General features: G+C 70.7%; 19 protein-coding genes and 1 pseudogene. 5 read left to right on the top strand and 15 right to left on the bottom strand.

The annotated features are described in order from the left end of the window. Positions 1-19 precede the first annotated feature (19 nt). Both QRN26_RS02665 and QRN26_RS02660 read right to left on the bottom strand, forming a co-directional pair. The gene (locus tag QRN26_RS02665; protein WP_285035152.1) at positions 20-1240 is read right to left on the bottom strand and encodes an MFS transporter; all 1221 of its coding nucleotides are present in this window, start codon (positions 1238-1240) and stop codon (positions 20-22) included. 31 nt (positions 1241-1271) lie between these two features. Next, entirely contained in the window at positions 1272-2087 is an 816-nt protein-coding gene (locus tag QRN26_RS02660; protein ID WP_502927366.1) for an SDR family NAD(P)-dependent oxidoreductase, read from the bottom strand. Between the two features lie 171 nt (positions 2088-2258). On the opposite strand from QRN26_RS02660, the gene QRN26_RS02655 reads away from it, so the two are divergent. Continuing rightward, positions 2259-3353 carry a GlxA family transcriptional regulator gene (locus QRN26_RS02655; RefSeq protein ID WP_285035151.1) on the top strand — a complete coding sequence of 365 codons (1095 nt, stop codon included), beginning with the start codon at positions 2259-2261 and terminating at the stop codon, positions 3351-3353. Here QRN26_RS02655 and QRN26_RS02650 read toward each other — a convergent pair. From QRN26_RS02650 to QRN26_RS02630, 5 genes are all read right to left on the bottom strand, one after another. Then, positions 3350-4150: a family 1 encapsulin nanocompartment shell protein gene (locus tag QRN26_RS02650; RefSeq protein WP_285035150.1), complete on the bottom strand. Its 801-nt coding sequence runs from the start codon at positions 4148-4150 to the stop codon at positions 3350-3352. The two genes, QRN26_RS02655 and QRN26_RS02650, sit on opposite strands and share 4 nt — an antisense overlap. Continuing rightward, positions 4147-5217, bottom strand: a complete 1071-nt coding sequence (locus tag QRN26_RS02645; protein ID WP_285035149.1) for a Dyp-type peroxidase — start codon at positions 5215-5217, stop codon at positions 4147-4149. The genes QRN26_RS02650 and QRN26_RS02645 overlap by 4 nt, the downstream gene beginning before the upstream one ends. Then, complete coding sequence (locus tag QRN26_RS02640) at positions 5214-6128, bottom strand: PucR family transcriptional regulator (RefSeq protein WP_285035148.1); 915 nt, start codon at positions 6126-6128, stop codon at positions 5214-5216. Before QRN26_RS02640 ends, QRN26_RS02645 begins: the two co-directional genes overlap by 4 nt. Positions 6129-6224: 96 nt before the next feature. Next, positions 6225-7442 (bottom strand): cupin domain-containing protein, encoded by a 1218-nt coding sequence (locus tag QRN26_RS02635; protein ID WP_285035147.1) that lies wholly within the window; start codon positions 7440-7442, stop codon positions 6225-6227. Between the two features lie 116 nt (positions 7443-7558). Then, entirely contained in the window at positions 7559-8119 is a 561-nt protein-coding gene (locus QRN26_RS02630) for an MmyB family transcriptional regulator (RefSeq protein WP_285035146.1), read from the bottom strand. An 81-nt stretch (positions 8120-8200) separates the two neighbouring features. Here QRN26_RS02630 and QRN26_RS02625 point away from each other — a divergent pair. Further along, positions 8201-9127, top strand: a pseudogene (locus QRN26_RS02625) (helix-turn-helix transcriptional regulator); the annotation flags it as partial. A gap of 38 nt (positions 9128-9165) precedes the next feature. Here the strand turns inward: QRN26_RS02625 and QRN26_RS02620 are convergent. From QRN26_RS02620 to QRN26_RS02595, 6 genes are all read right to left on the bottom strand, one after another. Beyond that, on the bottom strand, positions 9166-9735 hold the full coding sequence (locus QRN26_RS02620) for an MmyB family transcriptional regulator (RefSeq protein ID WP_162235757.1): 570 nt from the start codon (positions 9733-9735) through the stop codon (positions 9166-9168). Between the two features lie 107 nt (positions 9736-9842). After that, positions 9843-10679, bottom strand: a complete 837-nt coding sequence (locus QRN26_RS02615) for a helix-turn-helix transcriptional regulator (protein ID WP_056780725.1) — start codon at positions 10677-10679, stop codon at positions 9843-9845. Between the two features lie 34 nt (positions 10680-10713). Beyond that, positions 10714-12330 (bottom strand): MinD/ParA family ATP-binding protein, encoded by a 1617-nt coding sequence (locus tag QRN26_RS02610; RefSeq protein ID WP_285035143.1) that lies wholly within the window; start codon positions 12328-12330, stop codon positions 10714-10716. Between the two features lie 88 nt (positions 12331-12418). Continuing rightward, entirely contained in the window at positions 12419-13144 is a 726-nt protein-coding gene (locus QRN26_RS02605) for a FadR/GntR family transcriptional regulator (RefSeq protein ID WP_056780730.1), read from the bottom strand. A gap of 40 nt (positions 13145-13184) precedes the next feature. After that, complete coding sequence (locus tag QRN26_RS02600; protein ID WP_285035142.1) at positions 13185-14651, bottom strand: APC family permease; 1467 nt, start codon at positions 14649-14651, stop codon at positions 13185-13187. 55 nt (positions 14652-14706) lie between these two features. Beyond that, a complete protein-coding gene (locus tag QRN26_RS02595) occupies positions 14707-15486 on the bottom strand; it encodes a carbon-nitrogen hydrolase family protein (RefSeq protein WP_285035141.1) in 780 nt (259 codons plus the stop codon). A 124-nt stretch (positions 15487-15610) separates the two neighbouring features. Here QRN26_RS02595 and QRN26_RS02590 point away from each other — a divergent pair, with 124 nt between their 5' ends. The 3 genes from QRN26_RS02590 to QRN26_RS02580 all read left to right on the top strand — a co-directional run bounded on the left by QRN26_RS02590 (position 15611) and on the right by QRN26_RS02580 (position 17659). Next, positions 15611-16666: an NAD(P)H-dependent flavin oxidoreductase gene (locus QRN26_RS02590; protein WP_285035140.1), complete on the top strand. Its 1056-nt coding sequence runs from the start codon at positions 15611-15613 to the stop codon at positions 16664-16666. Positions 16667-16736: 70 nt separating this feature from the next. Next, entirely contained in the window at positions 16737-17396 is a 660-nt protein-coding gene (locus QRN26_RS02585) for a hypothetical protein (protein WP_056010477.1), read from the top strand. Continuing rightward, positions 17393-17659, top strand: coding sequence for a hypothetical protein (locus tag QRN26_RS02580; protein WP_056010480.1), 267 nt, complete (start codon positions 17393-17395; stop codon positions 17657-17659). Before QRN26_RS02585 ends, QRN26_RS02580 begins: the two co-directional genes overlap by 4 nt. Before the next feature lie 147 nt (positions 17660-17806). Here the strand turns inward: QRN26_RS02580 and purB are convergent, their stop codons facing one another. Then, positions 17807-19189, bottom strand: a complete 1383-nt coding sequence (gene purB, locus QRN26_RS02575; protein ID WP_056010483.1) for an adenylosuccinate lyase — start codon at positions 19187-19189, stop codon at positions 17807-17809. After that, positions 19186-19713, bottom strand: coding sequence for a low molecular weight protein-tyrosine-phosphatase (locus tag QRN26_RS02570; RefSeq protein ID WP_056010486.1), 528 nt, complete (start codon positions 19711-19713; stop codon positions 19186-19188). Before QRN26_RS02570 ends, purB begins: the two co-directional genes overlap by 4 nt. Positions 19714-19765: the final 52 nt, after the last annotated feature.

Genomic DNA, 19765 nt, shown 5'->3' with positions numbered 1-19765 from the left:
CGGAGAACGGCCGGCCTGGTCAGGCCTGTCGGGCCGCCCGCCGCGTCATCGCGACACCGGCGAGCACCGTCGTCACCAGCACGAGCGAGACGAAGATGAGCAGCACCTCGATCTCGGGCGCGAAGGTCAGGGCGAACCCGATCGCGAGCACCGGGAGGGCGAGCCCGCAGTAGGCGATGAGGAAGACGAGCGACAGCGTCTCACCGCGGCGGGCCGGGTCGGCGAGGGACGCGGCCGTGGCGATCGCCGACTTGAAGAGGACGCCGACCCCGAGTCCGGCGATGATCCCGCCGACGATGAAGACGCCCAGCTGCGGGAGCACCGCACCGGCGGCGACGGCGGCGAGACCGACGCCGCAGCTGACGGTCGCGATGAGGAGCTGGCGCTGCAACGGCAGTCGGGCGAGGAGCACCTGTCCGACGGCTGCCGCCCCGAACACGGAGAACGTCGTCGCCCCGGCGAGGAGGTGGTCGGGTTCGTCGAAGGTGCCGATGAGGATGGTCGGGGCGAGTGAGGTGAACAGGCCGAGCAGCGCGAAGCCGGCGAAGGCCCCGAAGCCGGCTGCGACGAAGGCTCCCCGGGAGGACGCCGGCACCGCGAGTCGCTGCGGTCGATAGCGTCGCTTCGGCTCGCTCTGCTCGACGGTCTCCGGCACCGCGGCGATCACGATCCCCGCGACGATGAGTGCGACGAGGAACACCGCGTGGGGGAGGACCAGCGGATCGGGGAGGAACTCCGCGAAGAGTCCGCCGATGAGCGGGCCGAGGGCGAGGCCTCCGAGATTGCTGGCCCCGGCGACCGAGGCGGCGACCACCGCGTTCTCATCCGGTTTTGCCACCGCTCGCAGCTCGCCGAGGTGTGCGGTCGCGGTCGCGGTGAGGACGCCGATGCTGACGCCGTTGACCACGCGGGCGACGATCAGCCCCTCCACGCTGTTCCACAGCAGGAACAGCACGGCCGAGAGGGCGGAGATGAGGATCGCGATGAGCAGCATGCGCCGTCGTCCGACCCAGTCGCTGATGTGCCCGACGAAGAACAGACTGAAGACGACCCCCACGGCGTAGGCGGCGAAGATGACCGTGATGGTCGAGACGGGGAAGCCGTCCTTCGCCTGATACAGCGCGTACAGCGGTGTCGGGACGGTCGAGTACGCCATCACGAGCAGGAACGTGGTCGCGACGATCCAGAATCCGGCACCGTGCGAGACGCGGGATCGGGTCGGGACGGAGGAGGTCGTCATCGGGTCGCCCGGCTCTCGGTCGTCGCGGCGGTCAGGGGAGGATCGAGTCGACGTAGCCGCCGTCGACGCGGAGGGCGCCGCCCGTCGTGCCCGACGCGAGTGGCGACGACAGGTAGACGACGAGGTTGGCGATCTCGACGGGCTCGAGGAGTCGTCCGATGAGCGACTGTGGGCGGTGCAACCGCATGAACTCGCGCTGGGCGGCGTCCCAGTCGAGTTCGTCGCCGACGAGCTGCCGCACGAAGGTCTCGACACCGGGCGTGTGCGTGGGGCCCGCGATCACGGAGTTGACCGTCACCCCGGTGCCGGCCGCCGCCTTCGCGAAGCCGCGGCTCACGGCGAGGAGGGCGGTCTTCGACACGCCGTAGTGGATCATCTCCTCGGGGATGACCACGGCCGAGTCGCTGGCGATGTTGATCACGCGACCCCAACCGCGGGCGGAGATGCCGGGGAGCAGGAGCCGGGTGAGCCGTGCGGCCGCCAGCGCGTTGACCTCGAGCATCGACCGCCACTGCTCGTCGGTGATGTCGAGCGCCGGCACGGCTTCGAAGATCCCCAGGTTGTTGACGAGGATGTCGACGTGCCCGGCCTCGGCGACGAGCTGCTCCGCACCCTCGGCGGTGCTCGCGTCGGCGGTGATCCCGCGGACCGACTCGACCGACTCCTCGTCGAGTGACAGGATGGCCGCTTCGAGCCGGTCGGCGTCGCGCCCGTTGATGATGACGTCCGCACCGGCCTCCACGAGTCGCGCCGCGATCGCGTAGCCGATGCCGCTCGTCGAACCGGTCACGAGCGCGGTGCGGCCCGTCAGGTCGAGGGGGATGGATCCTGCGCGTTCGAGTCGCATGGGAGAGCTCCTTGGGCGTCGTGACGGTGGTCGGAAGCCCGGGTCGCGGACCTGCCGGTCCGAGCGTACGCCGCGACCGGACGGCCGTTGTCGGACGTTCGTCGCCGAGGTCTTCGACAGACGTCGAAACCGGTGGTGGTCGTGCCGGGGATCGTCGGGCAGGATGAAGGCATGAGCCCGCCCCAGCCGGTGACCCGACCACGGGACGGACTCGGTACGCCTCCACGACGGCGACGGGTCGGGGTCTTCCTGTTCGACCAGGTGAAGACGCTCGACTTCGTCGGCCCGGCGGAGGTGTTCACGGAGGCGAACCAACGGGTCGACGGCTACGACGTCCGGTTCTTCTCCCACGACGGACGCGACGTCGTCACCTCCATGGGCTTGCGCGTCGGCGTGGACGCAGCCGCGGCGGACAGCGGCCCGCTCGACCTCGTGATCGTCCCCGGGAGCGAGTCGGCCCCGCAGGTGTACCGACCGGACGAGGTGCAGGCCGCGGTCCGGCTCCTCGCGTCGCGCGCAGACCGGGTGGCCTCGATCTGCAGCGGCGCGTTCGCCCTCGCGGTCACGGGGCTCCTCGACGGCAAGTCGGCGACGACCCACTGGAAGTTCACCGGTGCTCTCGCGGCCGCCTACCCGTCGATCGACGTGCGACCGGACTCGATCTTCGTCCGCGACGGCGACACCTACTCGTCCGCCGGGGTCGCCGCCGGGATCGACCTCGCGCTCGCCATCGTGGAGGAGGACCACGGCGCGGACGTCGCACGGTCCATCGCCCAGCTGCTGCTCGTCTACATGCGGCGCTCCGGCGGACAGTCGCAGTTCTCCGCCTCGGTCCGGGCGAAGCCGGCGCGCACCTCGATCGCGAAGGCCGTCGCCGACTACATCCACGGCGACCCCACCCGGGCGGGCTCGCTCGCCGACATCGCCGCCCACGCGAACGTCGGCGTCCGCCACCTCAACCGGGTCATCCGCGACGAACTCGGCATGACGCCGATTCAATACGTGGGATCGCTCCGGCTCGACGTCGCGCTCGGCATGCTTGAGGCCGGCGACACCGTGGGTGAGGTGGCCGCCGCCGCCGGGTACGCCAGCCCGATCGCGTTCCGTCGCGCGTTCGCCGCCCGCTACAACACGACGCCCTCGGAGTACCAGCGGCGGTTCCGGACGACCGGTGCTGGAGCCGTCGAGACGTCCCTCCCCGCCCAGGCGCCCCGGGCCGGCGCAGCAGCCGACGCCGGTTCGCCGCTCCAGCGCTCGCCGCGCTAGCGGATCGCGATGGCCGCTTCGGGCGTCACGACCCGGAAGCTGAACGACTCCTCGAGGTAGAGACTGACCGAGTCCGCGGTGTGCGCCGCATACCCGAGGGCGATGTCCTGGCCGGACTCGAAGAGGAAGTCGCCACCGCGGCGGCTGATGACGACGGCGCCTTCGATGCCCGGCGTCCACACGATGCCGCCGCCGAGGATCGATTCCAGGTGGGATGAGAGCCGTGCGCCACCCGCGTCGTTCCCACCCGCGACCGACACCCAGCTGGGCGTGTCCACGGCCAGCGCGTACGGGCCGCCGATCCCGGCGCGGGCGAGCGTCTCCACGGCTGCCGCGACCACCTGGGCGAAGCGGGTGGGATCGTCCTCACGTGGCAACGGCTGGTGCGGCGAGGCCGCCGAGATCCCCGTGTACCCCGCCGCAGGCCACTCGGCGAGGATCGCCGTGTTCTCGACGGTCGAGAGGCTCGTGACCGCGTCGTCGAGGGGCGAGAGGTCCACGTCGAGCGCGCCCCTGGCGGCACTGTCGAGTTCGCCGCGGGAGAGGACGAAGTCGGCGCGCACCTCGGTCAGCGGGAGGACGGTGCGTCGGCGGGCGATCACCCCGTCGAGCGGAGCGTCGACGACCGCGCCGACGCGCCCCACGTCGGTGCTCGAGTGCTCCCAGCCGAGCGGCCCGGCGAAGTCGACGAGACGTCGTCCACCGAGGACCGGGGTCAGTCTCGTGCGCGCTTCATCGTCGAGCATCTGCCAGGTCTCCTCCGTGATCGGGGCGAGGTGGCGGAAGAGGTGGTTCATGACGTCGTCCTGTCGTCGGCCGGGCGGAGCGACCCGAGGCCGAGTGAGCCGTCGGCCGGCGGTGTCGCGGGGGTGTCGGTGGTGGTGGTCGGCGCGTCGGGCAGGGCCGGGTCCGGGTCGTCGTCCATCGCCTCGAGGAACGCGGCGCTGGGCGCGAAGAACACCGAACCGGTCTGTGCGGTCGAGAAGTCGAGGAGCCGGTCGTGCAGGCCGGGAGGATCGCCGACGAACATCCGCTGCAGCATCCGTTCGATCACCCACAGCCGCCGGGCGTACCCGATGAAGTACGTGCCGAACTCGCCGTGGGCCGGGCTGCCGAATGGCATGTTGTCCCGGAGGATGTCGTGTTCGGCGCCGTCCACCACGATCGTCGACAGGGTCTTGTGCGACTTCTGGCCGGTCTCGGCGTCGTCGAGCTCGATGTTCTCGGCCTTCGTGCGACCGATGATCGCCTCCTGCTGCTCGGTCGTGAGCGCACGCCAGCGATCCAAGGGGTGCGTGTACTTCTGCACGACGACGTAACTGCCGCCCGCGAACGCGGGGTCCTCGTCACCGACGAGGGTCGCGTCGGGGAGGTCCTGGCCGACGGGGTTCGCGGTGCCGTCGACGAACCCGAGCAGGTCCCGCACGTCGAAGGAGCGGAAGCCGACGGTCTCGTCCACGACCTCGACGGCGTCGCCGAGCAGGTCGAGGAGCTGCCGCTCGAACTCGAAGCACAGGTCGCGTCGCGCGGCTCGGATGTGGAGCAGCACGTCGCCGGGCGTCGACGGCGCGGTGTGCCGGTCGCCGACGACCGTCGGGAAGACATGGAGTTCGCTCGGCAGCGGACCCCGGGTGAGTTCGCCCCAGACCCGCGCCCCGATCCCGACCGTGCACGACAGGGCGGCGTCGAGGTCGCGGAACGCGACGTTCTTGAGCACGTCCGCGACGCTCGCCAGCGTGCTGCGGACGGTGTCCATGGCGCCCGCCGCATCGCTCACGGTCAGCACGAGGAACACGGCCGTCCCGCTCAGGGGCGCGTCGACGGACTGCGGCTCGATCGGGACCCGACGCGAGGAACTCGTCATCGCGGGAGCTCCTCGGCGCCCGCGGTGCGCGGATGCAGCTGCCGGACCGGGGCGATCGCCCGCCGGCCGTCCCGCGGTCGCCGAGCCCCGGACGGAGCCGACGCGCGTCCCGACGCCGGCGTCCGGTCGTTCCACAGGCGCAGCAGCTTCAGCGTCAGGTGCAAGGTGCTCCGCTTCCAGCCGTCCGCAAGGGCTTCCCGCACGACCTCCGGCATCGTGTCCAGGCGGTAGTAGAGCGTCGTGCGGTGGATGTGCAGGCGCTCGCAGGCGGCGACGACGTTGCAGCCGGCGTCGAGGTAGGTCTCGATGGTCTCCAGCCGGACGGGGTCGGCGTGCCGCAGCTCGTCGGCGGCGGGAGACACCGCGGTGATGAGGGAGGGGTCCGCCTCGATCGCATGGAGCAACCGCCAACCGCCGAGCTCCTCGGCCCGGGTCGAACCGACCGCCTGGCCGACCTGCCCCACGATGTCGGCCGCCGTGCGTGCCTCGTTGACCGCGTGCAGCAGGTCGTCCTCGTCGGCGTGGAGGGAGGCGGACCCGATCGCCGACACCCGGACGCCGGTCGGGACGACGGAGCCGATCCAGTCGGCGACGGTCCCGGGCGCCCGGCGTTCCGAGGTCACCAGGACGAACTCGCCGAGCTGCTCGAGCACGATCGTGTGGTCCCGGCCACCGTGGCGGAGGGCGCGGGCGAACTCGTCGCGCTGTTGGACGCTCGTCGTGGAGAGCAGGACGGAGCGCACGACGACGTCGCCGTAGGCGTCGAGCCAGCGTCGGGTCCGAGCGGTGTGCAGGGCCCGCCGCCGACGGTCGCGGTGGTCGCAGAGCAGGTCGCCGAGGACGAAGGCCCGGTCGTCGGGGACGGACCAGGCGCTGTCCATGGTGTCGCTCGTGCTGCGTTCGCCGTTCATCGGTGCCCCTCCGCGCGGATGGATACGAGTGCTGTCCCGCTCAAGCTAGGGCGGTGGGTCCCGGCGAGCGTGGCCCGCCGAGAACCACCCTGCGGCTCAGGGCCGGAGTGGCGTGATGCCCTGAGCTTCCCTCGGGAAGGTCGCCAGGGTCGCCTCGTCGATGTTCAGGTGCGCGGCGACGAGCGACGGCGGGACGTGCGCCAACCAGTTCGCGAGCGAGACCTCCTCGTACCGGTCGGTGCGGAACACCTCGAGGAACTGGAGGACGTCGTCGCCGGTGTTCTCGACGTAGTGCCCGAGGTTCCTCTGCACGACGCCGATGTCGCCGGGCCGGAAGTCGGTCGTGTTCGCGTGCGGGCCGGTGTTGAAGACGGTCATGCGGGCGGACCCGCGCAGGTAGTACTGCCACTCGTCGGCGTTCGGGTGCCAGTGCAGCTCACGCATCGAGCCTGGCTCGACGGTGACCAGCGCGGCGGCGACGGACTGCGACAGCGGGAAGTTGGTGCTGTCGGCGATCTGGATGCTGCCACCGCTGTTGCGGTGGAGGGGCTTCGACCGGGAGAGGCGGAAGATGATCGGTTCGGAGGCGCCCCACTCGACGCCGGCGTCCTCCTGGTCCTTCGCGAGCGGGCCAGGCTCGTCACCGGGGAAGATCCACAGGTTGTGCAGCGGGATGTCCGAGAAGGTCTCCTGGGCGACCCCGAAGTTCTTGGCCAGGACGTCCGGGGGCGTATGCGCGAACCAGTCCGTGAGGAGCAGGGTGTTCGACTCCGACTGCTCGCCGTCGTCGAAGGCGAGCACGAACTCGGCGCCGTCGGGCCCGAGGCCCTGGAGGGAGTGCGGCGTGCCCGCGGGGAAGAACCACAGGTCGCCCTCCTCGACGTCCTCCACGCTCGGCAGCCCGGACCGGCTCAGGGTCGTCACCCGGCATTTCCCCCGGGTCATGACGGCCCACTCCGCCGTCTGGTGCCAGTGGAGCTCGCGGATGCCACCGGCCTCGAGGTACATGTTGACGCCGGCGATCTCGTCGGAGATCGCGAAGTCCTGCTTGGTCACCTCGCGCGCCCAGCCGCCGTCCTGGACCCGACGGGGCGAGATGTTGAAGGACGACCAGAAGAACGCCTGCGTGCTGATGTCGGTGCCGGGAGCGTCGATCTGGTTCGGGAACTGACTCGCGACGGCCGGGTTCTGCGGACCGGTCATCCGCGTGCTCTGCGGATGGAGGAGGGTGTTCTCCTCGCCCTCCGCCGGAAGGTCCGGGTTGCCCAACCGTGGGGCGTCGTGGTGGGGGACGGTGGCGTCCGTCGAATCCATGGTGATCCTCCCCAGGTTGCCGCGGCGCTGGGCCGATGCCCTCCAGCAGACCAGCAGCCGGCGGTGGTGGCTTCCTGCGGACGTCGGAACCTCGTCCGACACGGGTTCCGGACGGATCAGTCCGCGTCCGGTTGGGCCTCGTCCGACACCCGTGCGGCGAGGCGCGCGAGCAGCACTTCGGACTCCTCGTCGCAGGCCCGCCAGATCACCAGGCTCAGCCCGAAGTGCTCGGGGACCTGCAACTGCAGGTACCGCAGTTCGAGCGGACCCACCTCGGCGAGGGTGAAGGTGAAGGTCTCCGCGGCACCCGGTTCGGCCCCGGGATCGAGGTCGACCCAAGCCCGCGCGAAACCCCGGTTGCCGGCGCGGAGTTCATCGACGAGGCGCTCGAACACGTCGTCCCACTCATGCGTGCCGAGCGAGCTGCGCAGCGCGCCGACGACGTGGTCGGTGACGAGCTCGGGTTCGGGGCTCGCCCGGAGGACCTCCGGTCTGAGGAAGGTCGATCGCAGCAGGTTGGCCCCCGGACGGAACGCGACCGACAGCGACCGCGCAAGCCGGTTCGCATGGAGCACGGTGAAGTGCCGGTCGTGGAGGAACGCCGGAACCGCGGACCAGGCGTCGACGAGGTCCACCAGGTCCCGCGGGAGCTGTCCGGACGGTTCGGGCCCAACCATGCGACCACGATAGTGACGGTCCGCGGAACCCGGGTGGGACGCGCAGGGCCATGATCGCGAGTCGGCCTGGACCAGGCCGACATGTCCAGAAACAGCCCAGAACGGACCGGGAACGGATCCATCGGTCGACCCGGGATCGGCGATGATGGGCTTCGACTCCATACGCTCTCTCAGACGGACGTGGTGATGCCCTCAGCTCGGTTCTCGAATGCGCTCGGCGAGTTCCTGCGCGCTCGCCGAGAGGTCGTGCAGCCCGAACAGGTCGGGATCCGTGGCGGAGCCAGCCGTCGAGTGCCCGGGTTGCGCCGCGAGGAGGTCGCCCAGCTGGCCAGCATCAGTCCGGAGTACTACCTGCGGATCGAGCAGGGGCGCGTGCATCGGCCCTCCGAACAGGTGTTGCTGGGTCTCGCCAGGGCGTTGCTGCTCGACGACAACGGGCGACGGTACCTGCTCCGCCTCGTCAGTCCGAGGCCGTTCATCCGAGCGGTCGACGAGCGCGCGTTCACGGTGGACGAACGGGTCGCCCGGTTGCTCACGCACTGGTCGGCCACGCCGGCTTACGTGAGCGACCGCAACCAGTACGTCCTCGCGGCGAACCCGCTCGCCCGGGCGTGGGTCCCCGCCGGCATGCTCGACCCGGGGGTCAACCTGCTCGTGTCCGCGTTCGAGCAGTACGCCGACTTCCGGGCGAGCACCCCGCCCGAAGCGCCGGAGTACGACCGCATCCACCGGGAGTGGGAGGGGACCCTGCGCGATCTCACCGCACCGCTGCGCTACTACGGGCGACCGGACGATCCGCGCCTGCAGGAGATCGTCGGCATGCTGTCGGCGAGGCATCCGGTGTTCCGGACCATCTGGGCCGAGCACCTCGTCAAACCGCAGACGTCCAAGCGGACGCGCACGTTCATCGAGCCGCTCGGCTGGGTCGACTTCCGGTCGCAGACCTTCGAGGTCCCGCAGACCGACCAGTTCCTCACGGTGTTCTTCGGTGAGCGCGGTTCAGCGGCTGCGGCGGCGATCGCCTACCTCGCCGCCGGTGAGGCTGCTCAGGGGGCGGACACCGGATCGCTCGGCGACACCGGGTCGTCGCCGAGGACGTCGGCGGAGAGTCGTCGCAACGCCGCGCGCGATGCCGGTCCGGACGGGACGAACACCATCAGGAGGTCGCCCTCCGGGCCGGGTGCGCTCAGCAGGTTGTAGACCATCTCGATGTCGCCGACCGCTGTCGGGAAGTGGATGGGCCCGGAGGTCTCCACCGGTTCCTCCGGGGCGGCCCAGGTGCGGGCGAAGTCGCGCGACATCGCCGAGAGCTCACCGATGATCCGTGCCGAGGCACGATCGGTGTCGTGCTCGTCGACGGAGCGCTTGAGGAGCACCGCCGTCGTCGCGGACATGCGGTTCCAGCCGGCATCCTCCGCCACGCGGTCGGGTGAGAGGAAGGCGAACCGGGCCAGGTTGACGCCGGCTTGGAACGCCGGTGACAGTCGTGACGCCGCAGGGTTGGCCTCGATGACGTCGAGCGTGCGGTCGCAGAGCACCACGGGCACCTCACGCCAGGAGGCGATGAAGTCCTTGACCCGGTCCCGGCGTGCTCGGACGCCCTCGTTCGCGATCATGGCTCAACGGTAGGCCTTGGTGCCACGGTCGGCCAGCCCCCGGAGGACACGGATCGATCGAGCGTCGACGTCCGTGCGTCGGGTCGATCGGTGGCGATCGGCGGTGGTCAGTCGCCTCGGACGGCGAGGTAGGCGAGCACGGCGGAACCCGGCGTCCCCGGTTCGGCGAAGATCGTCGTCAGCTGATGTCCCGGCCAGTCGGGGACGACGAGGTGCTGGTACTGCAGTTCGACGGTGCCGAGGTCGTCGATCGAGGCCCGGAGTGGGGCGCCGGCGAGCGGCCGGGCGTCGTGTCGGGCCCACAGGCGCGTGAACAGGGGACTGCGGCGGGTCAGCTCGTCGACGATCTCCTGCAGGCGTGGGCTGCTCGGATCGCTGCTGTAGCGGAGCGCTGCGACGACGTTCGGGGCGTACGCCTCCCACTCCGGGGTGACGGCCCGGATCCGGTCGTCGAAGTACCCGAGCACGTCGTTCTGGCCGACGTCGAGAAGGCCGCCGCCCACGCGCCGGGCAAGGGTGTTGGACGCGACGATGTCCCGGTTGCCGTCCGTGATGTAGGCACCCGTGTCGGACCAGTGGTCGAGGAGCGTCGTGTCGGGCACCGGCCGCTCGGCGGATGACGGCTGGTGGGATTCGGACGGCAGGTGATCGGCCGGGAAGAGGTCGACGTCGTAGGCGAGCCGGAAGAGGTAGTCCATGGCGTGCTCGTCCAGCTGGAGGGCGCGTCCGATGCCCGCGAGCACCGCTTCCGACGGGCGCTGGTCCCGTCCCTGCTCGAGGCGGAGGTAGTAGTCGGCACTGACGTCGGCGAGTGCCGCCACCTCGATGCGCCGGAGGCCGCTCACCCGTCGGCCGTCCTCCTGGGGGAGGCCCGCGTCCTCCGGCCGGACGAGTCCGCGTCGGGTGGTGAGGTATCGGCCGAGAGCCGCCGCCCGGGTGATCACGTCGTCCGCTCCTGCACGGGGTCCAGGCGGCGGGTCAGAGTCCGCGGGATACGGCGGCCGCCGCGGCGAGCCACGCGCGCTGGGTGTTCGAGCGGAGGGCGTCGTGGCGGATGACCCCGTTCTTCAAGGCGGGGTCGAACGGCACGACGACGACATCGCGGACGTATGGGCGGAAGTCCTCGGCGTAGGCGTTGGCGATGGAGGTATCCTTCGCCTCGGCTTCGGAGACGATGACGACGGCGTTGCGCGCGAGTTCCGCACCTCGTTCGCTCACCCGGCTGACGGCGGTGAGGGTGAGCCGCGCGCCCTCCTTCTTGTCCTCGACGGTCGTGGTGGGGATGACGAGCTGGTCGGTGAGGTCCACCATGCGCCGCCAGTTGGGGGCGCCGGCGGAGTTGCCCGAGTCCATCACGATCAACCGGTAGTACTTGGCGAGGACGCGGTGGACGAGGTCGACCTCGTCGGCGGTCACGACATGTTCGCCGTCGGCCGCGGAACGGAGGACCTCGTACTTGTCGCCGGGCTGGTGGTGCACGAAGCGGGACAGGTCGGCGCGCTCCGCCCCGGGGGAGAGGAGGTCGCCGGCCGCGGCGAGGAGGTCGAGCACGGTCGAGTCGTGTCCGCCGTGCTCGGTCCGCCAGCCGAGCGTGCCCATGGTCTCGTTGTTGTCCCACGCGGCGACACCGCCACCGCCGTAGCGGGCGAACACCGACGACAGGTTGACGACCGTGGGCGTCTTGTTCGCGCCGCCCTTCTGGTTGGCGACGGCGATGGTGCGGCGTCTCGGGAAGTGGCGCGACACGGCGTTGACGTCGTCACGTTCGGCCCGCTCGTTCGCGGACGGCGGCACGGAGAACCCGAGCTTGTTGAGCAGGCCGGCGAGTCCGTGCTGGGCCGGACCGATGGTCGGCGGTGCGAGGAACGAGGGTGCGTCACGCAGGTCCCGACGGGCGGTCGGCGCGGCTGGCTGCCCGGCTGCGGGCTGCTGCGGGGCGACGGGAGGCTGGAGCTGTGGCGACGGCTGCGCGGGGACCGGCTGGCGTTGCGTCGGCGTGGTCGGCGTGGCCTGCTGGGTGGGGACGGAGCGCTGAGCCGACATCGGCTGCGGCGGGCTCGGCTGTGGCGCGCTGGGCTGTGGCGCGCCCGGCTGGCTCCGGATCGGCTGGAACGGCGGACCGTCGAGCGTCGGTTGCTGCACGGCCGGCCGCTGGGGTGGGACGGGCTGCGCCGGCGCCGACTGCTCGGGGACGCGCGCGGGTGCGGGTGGCGGTGTCGTGGCGGGTCCGGCCTGCGCGGGCACCCCGGGTGGAGCCTGGATCAGCGTCACCCGACGACTCGGCATGGGCGGCGCGGGCGCGGCAGGTGTGCCGCCCCGGGCGGGTGCCACCGACTGCGGTTCCTCCTGCAGTTCGCCGTCGACCCCGACCAGCAGCACGGTGACGCTCGTGGGATCGGTCACCGTCACCCGGATCGGCCGACCGGAGGTCCTGGCCTCGGCCTGCATCAGTTCGACGAGCTGACGGCGGGCCGTTCCGGCGTCGGTGGCGGAGAGGTATCGCTCGGCGGTGCCCACGCGGAACACGCCGGAGTTGTCCGCCAGCAGCGAGGCCGTCATCGGCGGGAAGTCCTGTATGGAGGTCTTGTCGATCATGCTCAGCTCCTTCGCGGCGGGTGTGAACCCGTCACCACTATGCCTTAGTACAACGCATGTCGGATATTTGAGCGGAACCGCGACCCCGTCACCGAGTGCTGTGGGTGCGGTCCCCGAGGCCGACGTACATCGATCGGTGGAGCTCGGCGACGTGCTCGGAGGCGAGGCGGCTCGCGGCAGCCACGTCGCCGCGGCGGAGGGCGTCGACGAGCAGGGCGTGCTCCTCGTTCGACGCGCGGAGGTACTCGATCCGATAGGGGATGAAGTAGGAGTACAGCTCGCGGGACACCCGGTCGTGGAGCTCCGCCGCTCCCGGCACGCCTGCAGACGCGGCCAGCTCGGCATGGAAGGCCGCGTCCGCCTCGCGGAACCGGCTCCAGTCGGGCTCGGTCCGCATGGCCGCCACGAGTTCGTCGAGCCGACGTATCGACGCCACCTCCGGCTCGGCGGCAGCAAGCGCCGCCAGCCCGGCCTCGAGCGTCGCCCGCTGGTCGATGAGCGCATGCACGTGGACGGCGTCCTCGCGGTACGCGGCGATCTCGGGCACGGTGCCCACCGTCGGCGCATCCGCGATGAACGTTCCACCCGTGTTGCCCTGCCGCCGGACGACGACGCCCTCCTCGCTCAACGCCCGGTACGCGCGCCGCACCGACATCTCGCTGACACCGAACGCCCGAGCCGCCTCCTCGGGAGCCGGGAGCCGCTGACCGGGCACCAGCATCCCGAGTTCGAGCGCCAGCGAGATGCGCGCGCGGACGGTGTCCACGGCGGTCGTGCGCCGGATCGCTCCGAGCGAGGGTGAACCCAGATCCATGTCGCCCTCGTCTCGTGTGGTACCCGCCGGTGGCGGTACGTCAGCTCGCGGTCGGCTGCTCGGCGCTGGCCGTCGTCGTCGCGCCGTCCGGCTCGGTGTCCAAGGGGAACCGCTTCCCCATCACGATACCGACCAGCATCGCGACCACGGGGATGAGGGCGAGGACGACGCTCACGGCGACGCTTCCACCCGTGACGAGGGTGAAGTTCGAGAGGACGAGCCACAGCGCGAAGGCGAGACCCACCACCGCGAGGATCGGGAACACCCGTGCACCCCAGGCGCGGCCGGCGACGAGCTCAGGTCGGCGCGCGAAGAAGACGAGGACGGCGATCGAGGTCGTCAGCATCAGCAGCACCATCCCGACGGTCGCCACCCCGGCCATGGAGCCGAAGACCCCGACGAGCGGGTCGAGGCCGGCGAGCGCGAGCGCGGCGAGGACGATGGCCGCCGTCACCGTCTGCACGATCGAGGAGGTCGAGGGTGAGTGGTGTGCCTGGTGGCGTCGACCGAGGCGGGCGGGCAGCACCGACTTCTGCGCGAGCGTGAACTGGTAGCGCGCGATGACGTTGTGGAAGGAGAGGACGCACGCGAACAGGCTGGTGATGAGCAGGACCTGGACGACGTCGCGCATGATCGGGCCGAGGTAGGTGGTCGTCGTGTCGAGCAGGAGGTTGCCTTCGCCGGCGAGCGTCTGCTGGGCGACGGCGACGGCGTTCCCTGCGCCGATGCCCGTCACGAGGGCCCAGCACGAGATCGCGTAGAAGACGCCGATGATGATCACGGCCAGGTAGGTGGCCCGCGGGATGGTGCGTTCCGGGGTGCGTGCCTCGTCCCGGAAGACGGCTGTGGCTTCGAAGCCGATGAAGCCGGTCAGTGCGAAGAGGACGGCCACGCCGATCCCGCCGGTGAAGATGTTGGACGGGTCGAAGGTCTCGACCGCGATGCCGTCCGCGCCGCCGGTCGCGAAGATGACGACGTCGAGCACGACGACCACGAGGATCTCGAGGGTCAGAGCGATGCCGAGCACCTTCGCGCTCAGGTCGATGTGGCGGTATCCGAGCAGGGCGACGATCGCCATGGTCGCGAAGGAGTACAGCCACCAGGGCAGGCTCGGGCCGCCGAAGAAGGTGACGAGGTCGTCGAGTGCCCACCCCATGTAGCCGTAGACACCGACCTGGATCGCCGTATAGGCGACGAGTGCCGTGAACGCGGAGCCGAGGCCGAGTCGTGAGCCGAGTCCGGCCGTGACGTAGGAGAAGAACGCGCCGGCCTCGCGGACGAACGGCGTCATGGTCACGAAGCCGACGGAGAAGACGAGGAGGATGACGGCGGCGAGCGCGAAGCCGATCGGGGCCCCGGCGCCGTTGCCGGTGCCGATCGCGATGGGGACGTTGCCGCCGATGACGGTGAGGGGTGCGGCGGCGGCGATCACCATGAAGACGATGGAACCGGTGCCGAGTTGGCCGTCGAGGCGCTGGCGCGGTTCGGCGATGGGGTTGACGGTCATGAGGTCACTTTCCGGGGGAGTCGGGGGACTCGGGAGGGGGAGCGGACGGGGTCGTTCAGTACAGCTCGGCACGGCGGTCGGCGAGGTAGGGGTTCTCCTGCCTGGCGCGCCTGGTGGCCTCCGGATCGATCGTGGCGATCATGAGGCCGGTGGAGTCCGCGTCGAGGGCGTCGAGGACGACGCCGTCCGGGCCGACGATGCTGCTGCGGCCGACGTAGGTGAGGTCGCCTTCGGACCCGACACGGTTGACGTAGACGAGGGGGGTCTGGTTCTCCCAGGCGCGCACCGGGATGAGGCGTTCGGCGATGTGCGCGTACGGCTCCATCTGTGCGGTCGGGACGATCACGACGTCGGCGCCGTCGAGGGCGGCTGCGCGGACGGTCTCGGGGAACTCGACGTCGTAACAGATGAGCACGGCGATGCGGACGCCGTTCAGCTCGACGATCGGCGGCAGGGTGTCGCCGGCGACGAAGAGGTGCCGGTCGAGGTCGCCGAACAGGTGCGTCTTCCGATACCGGAGCAGCTCCGTGCCGTCGGCGTCGATGAGGACGAGCGCGTTCGCGACGCCGCCGCTCGGGACGGGCTCGGGGAGGCCGGCGAGGATCGCGATGCCGACCTCCACGGCGATCGAGGCGACCCGGTCGACCAGCTCCGGCGTGGCGAGCGGGGCCAGCCGGTCGCCGAGGTTGTACCCGGTGACGAACATCTCGGGGGTGACGAGCAGATCCACGCCACGATCCGATGCGTGTCGAGCGGCGTCGGCGATGAGGGCGAGGTTCGCCTCGACGTCTCCGAGGACGCCGTGGTGCTGCAGTCCGGCGACGGTCAGGGTCATGGCGGTGGTACTCCTCGAGTGGGGCGGGCGGATGTGTCCAGTAAACAGCTCAAAGTGATCTGTTCGATGTCCATCGTGTTGCAATCCGGTTTCGCCCACAAGTGGCGGGCGACATACTGAGGGCGTGCTCACCCTCCCTGTCGACGTCCCGATCGTGCTCGGTGCGTTCGGCGGACTGTCCTCCATCGAGCTCACCGCGACCGTGAGCGACCTGGGTGGCCTCGGTTCCTTCGGGCTCTACGGCTACGACGCCGAGCGCATCGAGCGGACGGCCGCCGAACTCCGCCGGCGGACCGACGCGCCCTTCGCCCTGAACCTGTGGCTGCCGACGGGGGACGAGGCGGTGCCCGAGGGCTCCGACGACGCCTTCCAGGCCGCGGTCGCCGCCCTCCGGCCCGTGTTCGACGAGCTGTCGCTCGAGGAGCCGGTGCGTCCGACGCGATACACCCCGCCGTTCGACGAGCAGATCGACGCGGTCCTGGAGGCGCGACCCGCCGTGGTGAGCTTCGTCTTCGGCGTCCCGCCCCGTCCCGTGGTGGACGCCGCGCACGAGCGGGGGATCGCCGTGGTCGGGACGGCGACCACGGTCGCCGAAGGACTCGCCCTGCAGGAGGGCGGCGTCGATGTCGTCGTCGGCACCGGGATGGAGGCCGGCGGGCACCGTGTCTCGTTCCTGCGCCCGGCCGAGGATTCGCTCGTCGGCCTCGTCGCCCTGATCCCGCAGCTCGTCGACGCTCTGGACGTCCCGGTGATCGCGGCCGGTGGCATCGCCGACCGGCGCGGTGTCGCCGCCGCGCACGCGCTCGGTGCGTCCGGCGTCCAGGTCGGCACCGCCTTCCTCCGAACGGGTGTCTCCGCCGCGACCGACGAGCATCGTGCGGCCATCGTGTCGACACCGGCTGACGGCACGGTGCTGACGCGGGCGATGAGCGGTCGGCTCGGCCGGGGCATCCCCAACCGCGTGCTGCGCCAGATCGAGGCGTCGGGCGTCATCGGTCCGTTCCCGATCCAGAACTGGCTGACCGGCCGGTTCCGCACCGTCGCGTCCGAGCGTGGCCTCGCCGAGCTCCAGGGGTTCTGGTCAGGTCAGGCGGCGCTCCTGACGCGCGACCGGGCCGACGCCGCGGCGGTCTTCGCGGAACTCGCGGCGGGCTTGCCGGTCCCACCCAGGGGACCCTGACCCCGGTCGGCACCGCACGCAGGACCGCGTAAGCTGGAGGGGACTTCCTGCAAGAGATGAGACGTTCACCGTGCCCAGCATCCCGTTCGACGGCGCCAAGCACGATCGGTACTGGATGGTCCCGATCCTGCGCGCGGTGGTCGCGCTCGCCACGGCCGGGGTCGTCACCTTCACGCAGGGTCACTCCTCGCAGTTCGGGCTGATCGTCTTCGGCGTCTTCGCGCTGCTCTCCGGTGCGATCGTCGCGGTGTTCGCCTTCCCGAACTTCTCCGACACCGTCACCCGGGCGTTCTTCCTCGGCCAGGGCGTGATCGGCGTCGTCACGGGCGTGTTCGCGCTCATGGTCAGCGGCGGTGGCCTGAGCATCTTCCTCTACGTCGTCACCCTGTGGGCCGCGCTGACCGGGTTCCTCGAGTTGTACAGCGGCATCCGTTGGCGCGGACGCCTCGCTGCGGCGAAGGACTGGACGGCTGTCGGCGCCTTCACCGTGCTGCTGGCCCTCGCGACGCTCCTCGTCCCGCCTGGCCTCGAGCAGCGTTTCGCCGCCCCGGGAGGTGTCGAAGGTGTCCTCCGTGCGGACATCGTCGTCGTCGGCCTCGTCGGGGCTTACGCCGCCATCATCGGCGTCTACCTCGTCATCGGCGGGCTCTCGCTGCGGTGGGCGGGCAACCGCCCGGCTGTCGCCCCGGCCTCCGACGACACCAACGGCACGGTTGGAGCCGCATCATGAGCAAGCCCAACCGAGACGACGTCCTGCGTCCCATCGAACTCCTCGTGCTCTCGGGCGTGATGGGCGTCTTCACGGGCGTCGTCGTCCTGATGTCCACCCGCGAGATCGTCCTGTCGCTGATCGGTCTCGGCATCGCGTTCATCGCCTCGCTCGTCGTGCTGGCGATGCTGGCGCTGGCCGTGAAGCCCGACTTCCAGGAGAAGCTCGACCTCGACGAGCAGGACGGCGACGACAAGCGTCCGCCGCGGCCCTCCGGCCACTGACCCGCCGCCGGCCCAGCCCGTCTGGTCCCTGAGCTTGTCGAAGGGCGCGCCCGCTCCCTGAACCGACTCCGCTCCCTGATCCGGCCCTCCCGGTCCCCGCGACAGGCTCGGCGCCCGGTCTCCCGTCGCCGAGCCTGTCGGAGTGTCCTACGGCAGGTAGTCCACGAGGTCGTCGGACAGTCCGAGGTACGTCGCCGGGGTGAGCTCCAGCAGACGCTGCTTGGCGGCGTCCCCGATGTCGAGTCGGCCGACGAACTCGACGAGTTCCGCCTGGCCGAGCCGCTTCCCGCGGGTGAGTTCCTTGAGCAGCGCGTACGGGTCCTCGATGCTCGAGCGACCGGCGGTCACTTCGGCGCGGATGACCGTCTGGATAGCTTCGGCGAGCACCTCCCAGTTGTGGTCGAGGTCGTTCGCGAGCACGTCTTCCGCGAGGTCGATCTGGCCGAGCCCGCCGAGGATGTTGTCGAGGGCCAGCAGGGAGTGGCCGAACCCGACGCCGATGTTGCGCTGGGCGCTCGAGTCGGTGAGGTCGCGCTGCAGGCGGGAGGTGACGAGCGTCGCGGCGAGGGAGTCCAGGATCGCGCTCGACAGTTCGAGGTTCGCCTCGGCGTTCTCGAAGCGGATCGGGTTCACCTTGTGCGGCATGGTCGACGAGCCGGTGGCTCCGGCGACGGGGATCTGGCGGAAGTAGCCGATGGAGATGTAGGTCCAGATGTCCGTGGCGAGGTTGTGGAGCACGCGGTTCGCGTGGGAGATCTTGCCGTAGAGCTCCGCCTGCCAGTCGTGGGACTCGATCTGCGTCGTCAGCGGGTTCCAGTCGAGCCCGAGACCCTCGACGAACTCCCGGGAGATGGTGGGCCAGTCGGCTTCGGGGTCGGCGACCACGTGTGCGGCGAAGGTGCCGGTGGCGCCGGAGAACTTGCCGAGGTACTCGTTCGCCTCGATCTGCCGGGCGATGCGCTCGAGCCGGTAGACGGTGACGGCGAGTTCGCGGCCCATCGTCGTCGGGGTCGCGGGCTGGCCGTGCGTGCGGGCGAGCATGGGGACGGCGCGGAAGTCGACGGCCTTGGTGCGGAGGGCGTCGAGCACGAGCCGGAGCTTCGGCAGCCAGATGGACTGGACGGCCTGTGACACGGTGAGCGCGTAGGAGAGGTTGTTGATGTCCTCGCTCGTGCAGGCGATGTGGGTGAGTTCGGCGATGCGGTCGAGTCCCAGTTCGGACAGGCGGTGGCGCACGAGGTACTCGACGGCCTTCACGTCGTGGCGCGTGACGGCTTCCTTCTCGGCCAGCCAGTCGATGTCGGCCTGACCGAACTCCAGGTAGAGGGCGCGGAGGCGCTCGACCTCGACCGGCGAGAGCGGGGCGGACCCGAACATCGAGTGCTCGGTGAGGTAGATGAGCCACTCCACCTCGACCTGCACGCGAGCGCGGTTGAGGCCGGCCTCCGAGAGGTATTCGCCGAGCGCCGTGACGGCGGGGCGGTAGCGGCCGTCGAGCGGGCTGAGCGGCTGGGCGGGGAATTCGGTCATGGGGTGGCTCCCTGGGTCAGTGCTGGTTCGAGCTGGTGGAAGAGGGATCGGCAGGCGTGGTCGATCATGCCGAGGACGGTTTCGAACATCTGCTCGTCCGAGTAGTAGGGGTCGGGGACGTCGCGCGTTCCGGCGGTGTTGTCGAAGCTCAGCAGCAGATGCACCTTGGAGCGGTCGGCGTCGTCGCTCGCCCAGGCGCGGAGGATGCGTTCGTGGCTGCGATCGAGCGCGACGACGAGGTCGTAGCTGTGGAAGCGGTCGGGGTCGAACTGCTTGGCGCGGTGGGCGGTGGCGTCGTGGCCGTGGGCCCGGAGGGCGGCGACGGTCCGGTGGTCGGCGTGCTCGCCGACGTGCCAGTCGCCGGTGCCCGCGGAGGAGACCTCGACGAGCTGTTCCAGACCGGCGGCCGCGACGAGGTCGGTGAACACGCTCTCCGCCATCGGGGATCGACAGATGTTGCCCGCGCAGACGAAGCACACGCGGAACGGGGTGGTGCCGGGGTCGGCCTCCCCGAGGGTGTTCATGCGTCTATTCTGGCCGACCGCGCCCGGGCCGTCGAACTGTTCCCGTCAGACT

The organism is Plantibacter sp. ME-Dv--P-095, assembly GCF_030209365.1.
Classification (GTDB): Bacteria; Actinomycetota; Actinomycetes; order Actinomycetales; family Microbacteriaceae; genus Plantibacter.
The sequence above is the reverse complement of the archived record's forward strand: the minus strand, read 5'-3'. Positions and strand labels throughout refer to the sequence as shown.

What these genes read in the sequence shown, in the direction of transcription:
- QRN26_RS02620 (WP_162235757.1), bottom strand. Translation starts at nt 9,735, where the DNA reads ATGATCGCGAACGAGGGCGTCCGAGCACGCCGGGACCGGGTCAAGGAC.
- purB (WP_056010483.1), bottom strand. Translation starts at nt 19,189, where the DNA reads ATGACCGAATTCCCCGCCCAGCCGCTCAGCCCGCTCGACGGCCGCTAC.
- QRN26_RS02610 (WP_285035143.1), bottom strand. Translation starts at nt 12,330, where the DNA reads ATGATCGACAAGACCTCCATACAGGACTTCCCGCCGATGACGGCCTCG.
- QRN26_RS02665 (WP_285035152.1), bottom strand. Translation starts at nt 1,240, where the DNA reads ATGACGACCTCCTCCGTCCCGACCCGATCCCGCGTCTCGCACGGTGCC.
- QRN26_RS02595 (WP_285035141.1), bottom strand. Translation starts at nt 15,486, where the DNA reads ATGACCCTGACCGTCGCCGGACTGCAGCACCACGGCGTCCTCGGAGAC.
- QRN26_RS02570 (WP_056010486.1), bottom strand. Translation starts at nt 19,713, where the DNA reads ATGAACACCCTCGGGGAGGCCGACCCCGGCACCACCCCGTTCCGCGTG.
- QRN26_RS02580 (WP_056010480.1), top strand. Translation starts at nt 17,393, where the DNA reads ATGAGCAAGCCCAACCGAGACGACGTCCTGCGTCCCATCGAACTCCTC.
- QRN26_RS02630 (WP_285035146.1), bottom strand. Translation starts at nt 8,119, where the DNA reads ATGGTTGGGCCCGAACCGTCCGGACAGCTCCCGCGGGACCTGGTGGAC.
- QRN26_RS02600 (WP_285035142.1), bottom strand. Translation starts at nt 14,651, where the DNA reads ATGACCGTCAACCCCATCGCCGAACCGCGCCAGCGCCTCGACGGCCAA.
- QRN26_RS02640 (WP_285035148.1), bottom strand. Translation starts at nt 6,128, where the DNA reads ATGAACGGCGAACGCAGCACGAGCGACACCATGGACAGCGCCTGGTCC.
- QRN26_RS02660 (WP_502927366.1), bottom strand. Translation starts at nt 2,087, where the DNA reads ATGCGACTCGAACGCGCAGGATCCATCCCCCTCGACCTGACGGGCCGC.
- QRN26_RS02655 (WP_285035151.1), top strand. Translation starts at nt 2,259, where the DNA reads ATGAGCCCGCCCCAGCCGGTGACCCGACCACGGGACGGACTCGGTACG.
- QRN26_RS02605 (WP_056780730.1), bottom strand. Translation starts at nt 13,144, where the DNA reads ATGGATCTGGGTTCACCCTCGCTCGGAGCGATCCGGCGCACGACCGCC.
- QRN26_RS02645 (WP_285035149.1), bottom strand. Translation starts at nt 5,217, where the DNA reads ATGACGAGTTCCTCGCGTCGGGTCCCGATCGAGCCGCAGTCCGTCGAC.
- QRN26_RS02650 (WP_285035150.1), bottom strand. Translation starts at nt 4,150, where the DNA reads ATGAACCACCTCTTCCGCCACCTCGCCCCGATCACGGAGGAGACCTGG.
- QRN26_RS02635 (WP_285035147.1), bottom strand. Translation starts at nt 7,442, where the DNA reads ATGGATTCGACGGACGCCACCGTCCCCCACCACGACGCCCCACGGTTG.